6 protein-coding genes are annotated in these 13,617 nt (G+C 57.9%); 3 read left to right on the forward strand and 3 right to left on the reverse strand.

Going from position 1 to position 13,617, the window contains the following annotated elements; translation table 11 throughout:
* Nucleotides 1–2,775 precede the first annotated feature (2,775 nt).
* Entirely contained in the window at nt 2,776–5,877 is a 3,102-nt protein-coding gene (locus EAV90_RS38000) for an efflux RND transporter permease subunit (protein ID WP_129146360.1), read from the forward strand.
* Nucleotides 5,878–7,306: 1,429 nt separating this feature from the next.
* The gene (locus EAV90_RS38005) at nt 7,307–8,185 is read left to right on the forward strand and encodes an MFS transporter (RefSeq protein ID WP_347338833.1); all 879 of its coding nucleotides are present in this window, start codon (nt 7,307–7,309) and stop codon (nt 8,183–8,185) included.
* Nucleotides 8,186–8,668: 483 nt separating this feature from the next.
* Here EAV90_RS38005 and fcl read toward each other — a convergent pair whose 3' ends face one another.
* On the reverse strand, nt 8,669–9,646 hold the full coding sequence (gene fcl, locus EAV90_RS38010) for a GDP-L-fucose synthase (protein ID WP_129146361.1): 978 nt from the start codon (nt 9,644–9,646) through the stop codon (nt 8,669–8,671).
* Nucleotides 9,627–10,712, reverse strand: coding sequence for a GDP-mannose 4,6-dehydratase (gene gmd / locus EAV90_RS38015; protein WP_129146362.1), 1,086 nt, complete (start codon nt 10,710–10,712; stop codon nt 9,627–9,629). Before gmd ends, fcl begins: the two co-directional genes overlap by 20 nt.
* Nucleotides 10,713–11,441: 729 nt before the next feature.
* On the opposite strand from gmd, the gene glmS reads away from it, so the two are divergent.
* Nucleotides 11,442–13,268, forward strand: a complete 1,827-nt coding sequence (gene glmS, locus EAV90_RS38020) for a glutamine--fructose-6-phosphate transaminase (isomerizing) (RefSeq protein ID WP_129146363.1) — start codon at nt 11,442–11,444, stop codon at nt 13,266–13,268.
* A gap of 10 nt (nt 13,269–13,278) precedes the next feature.
* Here the strand turns inward: glmS and EAV90_RS40290 are convergent.
* Nucleotides 13,279–13,617, reverse strand: a 339-nt coding sequence (locus tag EAV90_RS40290) for a hypothetical protein (RefSeq protein WP_208738584.1), incomplete at its 5' end; no start/stop codon positions are given.

A 13,617-nucleotide genomic window follows, 5' to 3' on the forward strand; every position in this document is an offset into this window, starting at 1 on the left:
GGGACGCCAAGGCCTGCTTGACGTCAGGGCTCGCCTGGAAATGCAGAAGGAGCATGAGGCGCCGGCCCTTGTTCAGAAGGCTCGCGCGCGTCTTCTTAAGAAGCTGGCTGACGAAATCGCCGCGCTCAGCTTAGCCGATAGGTCACTGCCTCCTCGACCCCGCCTAAGCTGCAGAGGAGGCCAAAGTGTGCTGGTGCCGCGACACGCCCACCGATTGATGCGCGCCTTTGCGGTCCGGCAGGCGAGCGGACCTTTGCAGCAAGTACAGATCTCGCCGATGAGCCGAGATTTTTGGCGAGAGCGAAGAGGTAAATGGGCAAATCAAATAGTCAAACGGAGCGTTGCTGAGTCAGCGGCACGTGATACGGAAAGCTCCTTCCCTCCTCCAATGGGAGGCCGTGCCATCTCGCCCCTAGCTGTCCGGCGAAGCGGATGCGGCAGAAATAGCGCATTTGTCCACCCTCCCCGGGGTGGATATAGGCGCCGAGTCGCATCCGCGCTGCTTTCTGTCGAACTCGCTGATTGAGTCCAGTTTTGATGCTTTACCGGCTAATGGGCGTGATGAGGCTTGATAGCGCATTTTGACGAACGGACACAACCGTCTTCGGTACGAGAACCCAGCGTGGAGCGCGCCCGGTAAGCGGCGCGACGTATTCGGGTTCGAAAGCATGCGCGATCCGAATGGCCAGTCCTGCCCGGTCACAGAGCCGCGCGGGCCGGGGGCGTGAGGTCAATCAGACATAAACGTTCAGTAGATTGGCTGCGCGCCATCCGGCGCGTCGCCCCGAAGCGGCTGCCGGTGATCGCAAGCATGCCGAGTGTCTACTGTCTGACGCGTAAACGTCGATATTGCTCTGGGGGCAACCAGCCACATGGGGCCGATTTTCTTTATGTAAATTGCTGCGCGGGTCTGTCAGCTTTCTGTAAGCCAGCCCCGATAAACAAGCAATTGGGTCTAACGGGGGCGTGGCAGGGACAGCGCATGAGCTGAAGGACCACCATGTGCCGAGTTACGCTTCCGTTAAGCTCATTGCACGGCGGATGCGGCAGGGACAGGCCCTCAGGCGTCGACGCGTTCGTACTGCTTCCAAATCGGGTTAGGTCTCGTTCTGGCAGTATTACTCGTTTTGCGGAGCTCCCGATCAGCATCTTGCCACCGCTAGCTGAGCTTGGAGCCGGTTAGCGGGGTTGCAGGGACAGCGCTGCCCCGTTGGGGGGCAAGCGCGGAGTGTTAAGTTCAACTAGCAACAGAGACGGGCAGTGACAGCGTCTGCTCCAGTAGTGGAGCCAAACGGCGCCGAGTCGCGCCGCACTGCTTCCGATCAATCATCACCAACCCTCTGGAAGGGAAGGAGATTGCCTGCGAAGCCCGTCCGCTGTTGTCTTGGTGCAATTGTGTCCGCCAGTTGTGGCGACGACGGTGCCGACTGCGTTGCCGATTCTTCAACGTGGTACTCCCTGTCGTGGCTTTCGGCGTCTCGTATAATCTTTCCAAAGGGACTGCCTTTATCGCGTTCCGTCTGGATCTACTTCGTCAACATTCTTGCGTCTCTCGTGCGTATTTGGTCCGTCATTCTTGTTTATGCAAAGCGCACCTGTCTGGACATGCTGGTGTTTCTCCCAGGCAAAGACCCAACCTAGAGAGCTGCCGATGAGGATGGGACCGACCGATTTTGGTAGGTGCCCTTCGGTACTTCTAGAAGATACAAGTTAATAGCCTTGAGAATTTGAGCCTCACGGGAGCAAAGGTGGCCAGCTCCAGTCTTCGTGACGGGGTTGGCCGCCAGCGCTTGCGGCACCATGCCCACAGGGCAGCTACAGGCCAACAAATGCATATATTCGAGCGGCATATCACGTCCTTGCGGTCGCAAGCCCTTGCGGTGCTTGCGGCCAATCAAGCCCGTGCCGCCGATCAGTCTCTGGGACCATCAGATCGCAACGCCGCCGCATTTAACATCGACGAAGTTCAGGCGATGCTAGCCATACTCGATTGCATGAAGCCCAACCTGCGGCCGAAGGAAGCACGGCAGATCGCTGCGCGCATACGCGCGCTTCTAGAGGGGGCGCAGCGGGGGCAAGTGGTTCGAATAGGATGTCTGTGAGACCACTCGGTAGCACAATGAGTAGCCAAACCGTGCGCAGCATATCGAGCTCCACTGTTACGAGAGGCGTACCGAGCTGCTAGCAGAGGGCGAGCGCCGATACGACTTTGTTCGTGAGTCAGCGAAGCGACAGCGCGTGCGCTCGGAATATGTGGGGTCGTGAACCTTGTGTTCGGAAACCCCGCAAGTCTTTCGGCGGCGATCAGCAGCCAATTCGACAAACCTTGGTATAGTGCTTTGTAGCCGATGCTATATCACCCGCTTACCTTTGTAGAGTTGAGGGCTGGTTAGATCGTTTGTACTTTCGATGTTGAACCTGGATCATTCGATCTGCGGTTCAGTGCGAAGTCTGAACTGATGCCTTGCCAGAAGTCGGCGCGTTCCAATCATGTGTTGAGACGAACATCTTGTTGCACCAAAAACGGCAAGAGCTTCCTAGAAGGTGCCACTATCGAGATCGCGATCAGCCACCAGATCAGCGGAATGGCTTTATTTGAGCGACGAAATTGGAAGCGGAGGATAGGGCGTCCGCGCTCGCGAGTGCGTGAGCCCTTAGAGTAGCCAATAACGCGTCGCTTGTGCTGGGGTCTTTAGGTACAGTCGCCGCATTGATGATCATCGCTGGTGTACGTTGCCGGCGAAATTGCATCCCACCTTTGAAGGACGAGTCGACATGACTACCGAGCTTTTCATCAAACGCCCGGTATTGTCTATCGTCGTCAGTTTCCTGATCCTGCTGATCGGCCTGCGCGCCGCCACCCTACTGCCGATCCGGCAATATCCCAAGCTATCCAGTACGGTCATCAATATCACGACGTCCTATCCTGGTGCCTCCGCCGACATGATCCAGGGGTTCATCACCACTCCCCTCGAGCAAGCCGTCGCGTCCGCTGAGGGCGTCGACTACATCACTTCCTCGTCTGTACTTGGTACCTCGACCATCCAAGTTCATGTCAAGCTTAATTTCAGCTCCAACGAAGCGCTCACGGAGGTGCTCTCGAAGGTCAACTCGGTCAAATACCTGATTCCTAAGGAATCAAACGATCCTGTCGTCACGAAGTCGACCGGTCAGGCCACGGCTGTCATGTTTCTCGCCTTCTCCAGCGAGGAAATTGCGGCCAGCGCGATCTCTGACTACCTCTCGCGCGTGGTGCAACCGGTTATCTCAACCGTCGACGGGGTCGCAACGGCAGAGATGCTGGGTGGCCAGAGTTTTGCGATGCGGCTATGGCTCGACCCTGCGAAAATGGCTGGGCACGGCGTGTCGCCGGCTGAGGTTTCGGCTGCAATTGCCGCTAACAACTTCCAGGCCGCGGTCGGTCAGACCAAAGGCTATTTCACTATCTCTGATGTTACGGCAAATACAGATCTGCGGAGTGTCGATGATTTCAAGCGCATGGTCGTCAAAGCCAATGACGGTGGACTGGTGCGCATGGAGGACATTGCAACGGTCGAGCTTGCCGCGCAGGCGACAGACACTAGCGTCACGATGAACGGCGAGCACGCGGTCTTTATCGGCGTGCAGGCGAGCCCACAGGGCAATCCGCTAAATATAGTGCAAGGCGTTCGAGCGCTGTTTCCGGAAATTGAGCGTAACCTGCCACCGTCGGTGAGGATGAAAGTGGCCTACGACTCCACCACATTTATTCAATCATCGATCGATGAAGTAGAGAAGACGCTCATCGAGGCCGTCGCGGTCGTGGTCGTCGTGATCTTTCTGTTCCTGGCCTCGCTGCGGTCGGTCATCATTCCTGTGGTCACCATTCCGTTGTCGCTCATTGGCGTCTGCAGCATGATGCTGGCGCTGGGGTTTTCGTTTAATCTGCTGACTCTCCTTGCGATGGTTCTCGCGATCGGTCTCGTTGTCGATGACGCGATTGTGGTGGTGGAGAACATTCATCGCCATTTAGAAGAAGGTGCACCGCCCGTACAGGCGGCCACAATCGGCGCGCGCGAGATCGTCAGTCCCGTTATCTCCATGACGATTACCTTGGCTGCGGTGTATGCCCCAATCGGATTTCTCGGCGGCCTCACCGGTGCGTTGTTCCGCGAATTTGCATTTACGCTAGCGGGAGCGGTGATTGTGTCGGGCGTGATCGCTTTGACGCTGTCACCTATGATGTGCTCGCTATTCTTGAGGCGCGTCGAGGGGGGGCGATTTGCAAGCCTTGTGAACCGCGGCTTCGGCGCCATAACACGATGGTACGGCCGCAAGCTCGACCGTTCGCTCGACTATCGCCCAGTTGCCGGCCTGTTTGCGCTGACCATGCTGGGCCTTGTCGGCTTTCTCTATATGAATATTTCCAAGGAGCTCGCGCCGGAGGAGGATCAAGGCATCGTATTCGCGCTAACGAAGGCGCCGAAATACGCCAATATCGACTACCTCGACTATTACGGCACCAAGCTTGAAAACGTGTTCAAGAAATTTCCAGAGACTGACTTGAGCTTCGTGCTCAACGGCGTTAGCGGAAAGCAGAGTGGCATGGCCGGCATGTTGCTCAAGCCGTGGGACGAGCGCAAGCGATCATCGATCGGACTAAAGTCCCTTGTCCAGACCGAGCTATCCAAAATCGAAGGCATCAACGCGTTTGCCTTTAGCTTACCTCCCCTTCCCGGCGGTTCGGATGGCTTACCAGTGCAAATGGTACTCAATTCGACGCTTAGCTTTCAATCCATCTACGAGCAGATGTCGAAGCTGAAGGATGCTGCGCAGAGGAGCGGTCTTTTCGTGGTGAGCGACTCCGATCTCGAGTTTAACCAGCCGGTGGTGCGAATCAAGATTGATCGCTCCAAGGCTAGCGAGCTTGGCGTTACCATGCAGACGATCGGTAACGCGCTCGCCACCTTACTTGGGGGAAACTACGTCAACCGCTTCAGTTTGCAGGGCCGCTCGTACCAGGTGATCCCGCAGGTGCCACGAGAGGAACGCATGGCGGCGCAAGCAATCGGGAGCTATTATGTGAAGACTGCGACGGGATCGATGCTTCCGCTGTCTACCGTAGTCTCAACCGAGACTGCGACCGATCCGAACGCGCTCACTCACTATAATCAGCTCAACTGCGCGACGTTTCAGGCCGTGCCGATGCCCGGCGTCACGATGGAACAAGCTGTGGATTTCCTAGAAGCCGAAGCAAAGAAACTGCCCGCAGGCTTCAGTCACGACTTCCTAGCCGACGCCCGCCAGTATGTGCACGAGGGTAATCAACTCGCCATTACATTTGCATTTGCACTGATCATCATATTCTTAGTGCTTTCAGCGCAGTTCGAAAGTCTGCGCGATCCGCTCATCATCATGATCAGCGTGCCGATGGCAATGGTCGGCGCCTTGATTCCGCCATTCTTTGGCTGGGCGACTATGAACATCTACACCCAGGTTGGACTGTTGACACTGGTCGGGTTGATTTCCAAGCATGGCATCCTGATGGTTGAGTTCGCCAATGAACTACAGCTCAAGGAGAGACTTGACCGTCGCTCGGCTATAGAGATGGCGGCGCGCGTCCGACTGCGCCCAATCTTGATGACTACGGCGGCAATGGTCACGGGCTTTATACCCTTGTTGACCGCAACGGGGGCTGGCGCCGCGAGCCGCTTCTCGATCGGGCTCGTGCTGGTCGCTGGCATGTCGGTCGGCACGCTGATCACGCTTTTCGTGCTGCCGGCGATCTATGTCGCAATCGCGTCCGACCACCGTGCTGATGCGAGCTCTGACCGCGCGAACATCGCCGCCGAGCGCGACCTAACCGGCGTTGGTGATGCCCAGATGGCCAGGCAATGAGGATAAAGTGAATCCAGGTTCGCTCAGTGTCGCAAGCGAAGCCGCTTGCGACCGCTTCGCGCCTCCCCCGCAAATCGAGATCTTCACGCCCCGTTATGCCGAGCTTGGCCAGTCCGGTGCTCGGCGAAGAACGGGTCAGTGATCCGCTGTTCCTCCGCCAATGTGAATTGCGCTCGACATTCACGGCAGTAGAACGCCAAGATCCACCTTCCTGAGGAGCGAAGAGAATTTATGCTCTCCTGATAAATAGTGGAATCCCAAGCACTGCTGAACAAGAATTATTTGCGTCGGTTTGATCGGGTTGGTCGCTGGCAAAAAAAGAGGCAAGGCGGTTTAGCTGGCCTTGCGCGGGGAACGGCCGTGAGGAGGCCCGTATCCATGACAGGCTGTTTCCCTGACGGGTGACCGGACGCTCTCTAGAGTGAAGCTAAGGAGAGTGTGGTTTGTGGCCCCAGCGACGGTATTTTGCGTGCTTTGCAAACGGAACCATCGGCTACGGCTTTTCGTGCTCATTGTACCGTTGCGCCGGTTCTCTACACCAATCTCATTCTCACCCCACGATTTGATCGAGATCCTGCCGAACGTTTACGTCCTTGTCATGAATCTCAGCGTGTGCAGGTAATTTCGAGGCGCGTGTTTCCCATCTTCCTCGCACCCATCGCGCTCCGCCATGGTTGAGCTCTCCGCAGCCGGGCTAGTTCAACTCGCCATCTACACGATCGTTCTGCTTGCCCCTGCTGCAACCTCGGGCGCCGCCGCCCTACCGAAGTAAGCGCACTGATAAGGCTGCCATTCGGATCAATGCTCGCATGCTCTATCGTGACGACTATCTTCGGCCCGTCCTTAACGATGCTGTTTAACAACCAGCCCGTCAAAGCCAGGAATGTCGATCGGGCTGAGATTGGCGGCTTGCACGTCATAGCGGTCCTCATTGTATTGATCATCGGCGATGAGAGCTTCCGGTTGGCTGCAAAAGCTGGCTGAAAACTAGGGCGGTGTTCGCGCCAAGTACACAGTGGCGTCGGCGCCGTTGCTTTGCAGAGTTTGTAGGCTTTGCGACAAAGCAGTAGCCAGCGTTGCGCCTCCGGTTGTCGCAGGCCAGCAAAAGTTGTCGCCCTGGCCATTCGGGAAGGATTACCCGAACACCGCATCCACGGGCTCGACGAACACCCCTATATGATGCTCGCCCTGTGATGTAGTCCAGTTTTTGTGACGGCATTGCATTTGCAGGGATACAGAATGTCAACTTGAGGCCATCATCGTCGAGCGCCGCTTGCAGCCGACGCACGCAGGATGAGGCGCGCCGCGCTCACGAGCCGGTTCTCTCAGGAGCGCCTGTGATATCATCTGCCAATTGGTCTGCCGCCTGGTTGGGACGCGGCTCGCATTTTTTGTGGCCGGATTCGGCCTCGCGGCCTGGGCGCCTTTGGTGCCACTCGCCAAGGAGCGGCTCGCGGTGGATGACCGCATGCTTGGTCTTCTTCTGCTCTGTCTCGGAACGGGATCAGTCATCGCGATGCTTTTGACGAGCCTGTCGAATGCGCGGTACGGCAGCAGGCCCATTATCCTCGCGGGTGGACTTGGACTTGCGATTATGCTGCCGTGCCTTGCAATTGCCGACACACCTGTCAGGCTCGGTGCTACGCTGTTTGTTTTCGGCGTTTCACTCGGCTCGATCGATGTAGCCATGAACATTCACGCGATTGAATTGGAGCGCACCACGGGCCGTCCATTGATGTCTGGCTTCCACGCCCAGTACAGCATTGGGGAATTCACCGGCTCTGCTGCCGTGACCTCGCTCCTGTCGCTGCAGCTTGGCCGGCTTTTTTCGACGTTGGTCTGTTCGGCGTTAATGACGATCACGATTGTATCGGCCTGGCCGGGGTTGCTCGCGGCGGGGTCGGGGCCGCGGGAGCCATTGTTTGTTTTGCCCCATCGCAGTGTGTTGCTAGTAGCTGTGCTCGCGGCTGTCACCTTCCTTGTCGAAGGTGCAATGCTCGATTGGAGCGCTTTGCTTCTCGTTGAACGAGATCTTCTCGCGGAAACGCACGGGGGCATTGGTTGTATGCTCTTCTCAATGGCAATGGCCGCAGGGCGTCTCAGCGGAGATGCCGTGGTGGGGCGAATCGGAGACCGTGCCACATTGATGCTCGGGACTCTGCCGATCGTAACAGGCTTCTTGGCTGTGGTGGCCGCGCCCGTTGCGTTGATTGCTATGGCAGGGTTCCTGCTTATTGGATTGGGTATCTCAAATGTTGTACCCGTATTGTACCCGTACTTTGTCGACACGCCGGCAAACAGAAAATGATGCCAGCAGGCATTGCGATCGCAGTCATCACGACAGCCGGCTATGCGGGTATGCTCGTCGGGCCCGTCGGCATTGGGCTCGTCGCACATATGTTTGGCTTGCGCTTGGCGTTTGGGATGTTGGGCGCGCTCATGTCCATCGTTACGCTGTCGGTGAGGATGACGATGACACACCATCGCTAAGGCGTTGGCGGAGAGGAAAGGGACATCAGTACGCGTCCGGCTGATGACCGTCCATCGGGCGGCGCTTAGCGGCTTAGAGATGATGAGCGCTCAAATTCACGGCAGCAGGTCTCCGTCATGGCCATTCTCATTTTCCTGCAAGTGGTTGGCTGCGTCGTAGGTAGGATACACCGCGTCAATTGGGTTCTTGGCATCCGACTGAGCCCGGTTGTTGACACCTCTTGTCAACTGCGTCGTTACCGTGAGCGGCAAGTCCGCTAGGCTGGACACTCACCGCCGATTGATACCTAGGATTGGCCCGTTAGCCCGGAACAGGCAGATTACTCCGGTGCCCTCCATCGCTGTCGGCGCGATACGCCCGGTATGCCAGCTGAATACCGTCCTCAAGCGAGGTTGTGGCGCGCCAGCCGAGCTCGGATAGCCGCCTGACGTCGAGCAGCTTGCGCGGCGTGCCGTCAGGGCGCGACGTGTCGAATCTGATCTCACCGCGAAAACCGATGGCGGACGCGACCATGCGTGCTAACTCGGCGATGCTGATGTCCTCGCCGGTACCGATATTGATCAGTTCCGCCGCGGAATAGGTCTTCATCAGATGGATGCAGGCGTCGGCGAGATCGTCAACGTAGAGAAATTCGCGGCGTGGCGTGCCGGTGCCCCAGACCACCACGCTCTTCGAGCCTGCGAGCGTCGCCTCGTGGAAGCGGCGGACCAGGGCGGCAACCACGTGGCTGTACTCGGGATGATAATTGTCGCCGGGACCGTAGAGATTGGTCGGCATCACGCTGATGAAGTCGCTGCCATACTGGCTGCGATAGGCCTCCGCCATCTTGATGCCGGCGATCTTGGCAATCGCATAGGGCTCGTTGGTCGGCTCCAGCGGGCCGGTCAGCACCGAGTCCTCGCGCAGAGGCTGTGGCGCGAGCTTCGGATAGATGCAGGACGAGCCCAGGAACATCAGCTTCTCGGCGCCGCTTTGCTGCGCGGCCTGGATGACGTTCGCCGCTATCGCCATGTTGTCGTAGATGAACTCGGCGCGCAGCGTGTTGTTGGCGACGATGCCGCCGACCTTCGCGGCGGCGAGGAATACGACCTGCGGCCGCACCCGCGCGAACCAGTTGAACACGGCGGCCTGGTTGCAGAGGTCGACCTCACGCCGGTCCACCGTGACGATCTTGACGTCCTCGCGCGCCAGCCGGCGCACCAGCGCGCTGCCAACCATGCCGCGATGGCCGGCGACGTAGACGCTCTTGCCCGTCAGCTCAAACGCTGCGCTTGCCATGGACCGCGTCCCGTTTTGCCTCGGCGAGGTCGCTCGCCATCATCTCCTCGACGAGCTCTGCAAACGTACGCTTCGGCTTCCATCCAAGTTTCTCGCGCGCCTTGCTGGCATCGCCGACCAGGAGATCGACCTCGGTCGGGCGGAAATAGGTCGGATCGATCTTCACCACGGTCTTGCCGCTCTTGGTGTCGACGCCGGCCTCATCGACGCCCGTGCCACGCCATTCGACGCGGCGGCCGACCTGCGCGAAGGCAAGCTCGACCATCTCGCGCACCGAGCGCGTCTCGCCGGTGGCGAGCACGAAATCGTCAGGCTTGTCGGCCTGGAGGATCATGTGCATGCCTTCGACGTAGTCCCTGGCATGCCCCCAGTCACGCTTGGCTTCGAGATTGCCGAGATAGAGCGTATCCTCGAGGCCGACTTCGATGCGGGCGACGGCGCGGGTGATCTTGCGCGTGACGAAGGTCTCGCCGCGGATCGGGCTCTCGTGGTTGAACAGGATGCCGTTGCTTGCGAACATGCCGTAGGCTTCGCGGTAGTTCACCGTGATCCAGTAGCCATAGAGTTTGGCCACGCCGTAAGGCGAGCGCGGATAGAACGGCGTCGTCTCCTTCTGGGGGACCTCCCGCACAAGGCCGTAGAGCTCGGAAGTCGAGGCCTGGTAGAACCGCGTCTCCTTCTCCATGCCTTGGATGCGGATCGCCTCCAGGAGGCGCAGCACGCCGATGGCGTCGGCATTGGCGGTGTATTCCGGGCTCTCGAAGCTGACGGCGACGTGGCTCTGGGCGGCGAGATTGTAGATCTCTGTGGGGCGGATCTGCTGCATCAGGCGGATCAGATTGGTCGAATCCGTCATGTCGCCGTAATGCATCAGGAACGGCAAATTGCCGACATGCGGGTCCTGGTAGAGATGGTCAACGCGCGCGGTGTTGAACGAGGACGAGCGGCGCTTGATGCCGTGCACCGTGTAGCCGAGACCGAGCAAATACTCGGCGAGATATGCGCCGTCCTGCCCGGTGACGCCCGTAATCAATGCAACGCGCCGCTTTGGGTCCTGAGCCGCCATGGTCTCCCTTAGTCGCGCCGCAAAGAAACACCATTGCGGAGCCGTTTGTCGAAAAATCTAGATTCGCAGACGCGCGCGCCACCCGCAATTAAAGGAAAGCGATCGTTAGCTCCAGTCATACACATCATGCAGGAATGCACACCATATACATTCATTTATATTTGGACTGAAGATGCGAGCACATTGAGCTTCAAAAATGAAGCCCAGTAACGCTAGCAGCGCGATACTCCTAACCAGGCGAAACGCCCTTGCGCGGGGCGCGCTTGCCCCTGGGCGATATTTCCAACGAGATACAGTGACTGTCGACGCGAGACAAAGTGAGAAAAAGGAGCAAACGTCGGTATAGATCATCGAACGTTTCGATATCGAGAGCTTACTTTCGTACAATGGAGCTTCGACGCCAATCCTTTAACCTTGACCGAGCGTAAGTTGCCTTGGTTTGAGTATGATAAGTCTCTTAAACCCGCGCCGGAAAAATGTCTCCTGTAAGACGGAACAAGTTAAGCTAGGGCTGCTGCGCCGTTTGTACTCGACCGGCAGCCAAAAGCGGAATGTAGCCGGGCGAAGCGATGATGGCTGACAGAGATCTAACTCAAGCTTGTGGATGCGGCGGCGATACAGGCGGCCGCGAAAACCGAACTTGACACCTGTAACCATCGGGCAAGCGCTTCATGTCCGGGTACCTGTAGGAAAAGTCGGACTCCTTAAACTTGGGCTGCATTGATCGATATGTGTGGAATTGTTGGCATTTTGGGGCGTGGTCCGGTCGTTGGGCAGTTGGTCGCCTCGCTCAAGAGATTGGAATATCGCGGCTATGACTCCGCAGGCCTCGCGACTATCGAAGGTTTCCGTATCGAGCGCCGCCGCGCTGAAGGTAAGCTGAGAAACCTTGAGGAGCAGCTACGCTATTATCCGCCGTCGGGTCATACCGGCATCGGTCATACCCGCTGGGCGACTCATGGAAAGCCGACCGAGAGCAATGCTCACCCTCATGCGACGGAAAATGTCGCGGTTGTTCATAACGGGATCATTGAGAATTTCCGCGAGCTGCGAGCTGAACTGGAGCGGAATGGAGCCCATTTTAACTCAGAGACAGACACAGAGGTGGTGGCGCATCTCGTCGAATCTTATCTCAAGAAGGGTTACTCGCCGCAGGACGCGGTACAAGCGTCGCTGCCGCGGCTGCGCGGTGCCTTCGCGCTGGCATTCCTGTTCAAGGCCCACGACGATCTTTTGATCTGCGCGCGTAGGGGGTCGCCCCTTGCGATCGGACATGGTAACGGCGAAATGTATCTAGGATCGGACGCGCTCGCGCTCGCGCCTTTGACCGACACCATCACCTATCTTGAAGACGGCGACTGGGCCGTGCTTACGCGCACGATGTGCGTGATTTATAGCGTAGACGGCTCTGTCGTCGAGCGGGAAACATCAAAGTCTGGCGTATCGTCACTCCTTGTGGACAAAGCGAATTATCGCCACTTCATGGCCAAGGAAATCCACGAACAGCCGACAGTGGCCGGCAGGACATTGGCGCATTATCTCGACACGGCGGCCGAACGCGTCGCCCTGCCGCTCACATTGCCGTTCGACTTTAAATCCATTCAGCGTATCTCAATTACCGCGTGCGGCACTGCAAGCTATGCCGGGCACATCGCCAAATACTGGTTCGAGCGGCTGGCGCGCTTGCCTGTCGAGATCGATGTAGCGTCCGAGTTCCGATATAGGGAGGCGCCATTGCGCCGGGGCGATCTCGCGATCGTCATCTCGCAGTCGGGCGAAACCGCTGACACGTTAGCTGCGTTGCGATACGCCAAGGACCAGGGCGTGCACACGATATCTGTGGTCAATGTTCCGACGTCGACGATTGCGCGGGAGAGCGAATCCGTTCTGCCGACGCTGGCGGGGCCAGAAATCGGCGTCGCCTCCACCAAGGCATTCATCTGCCAGCTGATGGTATTGGCCGCGCTTGCCGTCGCAGCAGGCAAAGAGCGCGATAAACTGTCTGAGATCGAGGAAACGAAGCTTGTGCGTGAGCTTATCGAAGTGCCGCGGTTGATTGCTGCGGCACTGTCGATTGAGCCGCAGATCGAGAAGCTCGCGCGTTATATCGCCGGCACAAGGGACGTGCTCTATCTCGGTCGTGGCACATCGGCCCCCCTGGCGCTGGAGGGCGCACTCAAGCTGAAGGAAATTGCCTATATCCACTCAGAAGGTTATGCCGCCGGCGAGCTCAAGCACGGACCGATCGCACTGATAGATGAGGCAGTGCCTGTGGTGGTGATCGCGCCTTATGACGAGGTCTTCGAGAAGACCGTCTCGAATGTGCAAGAAGTTGCGGCTCGGGGCGGCAAGATCATCCTGATGACCGATTCGAAGGGTGCTTTGGAAACGACGGTGGACACACTCATGACCATTGTGCTGCCGGAGATGGTCGCAAGCTTTACGCCGATGGTCTATGCCATTCCGGTTCAGCTCTTGGCTTATCATACCGCGCTCGCAAGGGGCGCGGACGTGGATCAGCCGCGTAATCTAGCAAAATCGGTGACTGTGGAATGAGGCGGTAGCGTCATATTGGAGCATTGAGGCCACTAATGAAGTGGGCGAGCTCAGTGAGAACGATCCCAGTATCAACAGGTAAATCATAGACCGATCCAGCTCGATGAGCAGAGTCAATCATGCTTGCGTCATCATCGTCAACCGACCAACGCCAATGGGGGTGAACGTTACCTTCCTGTCGTTCGAGCGGAACGGTCGATAACAAGTGCGAATTACGCCTAACACTACTTTGGCAGATTGTGTTTTCGCCGCTGTTTTTCACGGATTTGCCTTCGGCAATATGGGCAATGCTGAGACGGCGGCCGAAGGATGAGATCAACGATGGCGTGACGTACGGCTGGCATGGTTG

It is taken from the genome of Bradyrhizobium vignae (assembly GCF_004114425.1).
Classification (GTDB): Bacteria; Pseudomonadota; Alphaproteobacteria; order Rhizobiales; family Xanthobacteraceae; genus Bradyrhizobium; species Bradyrhizobium vignae.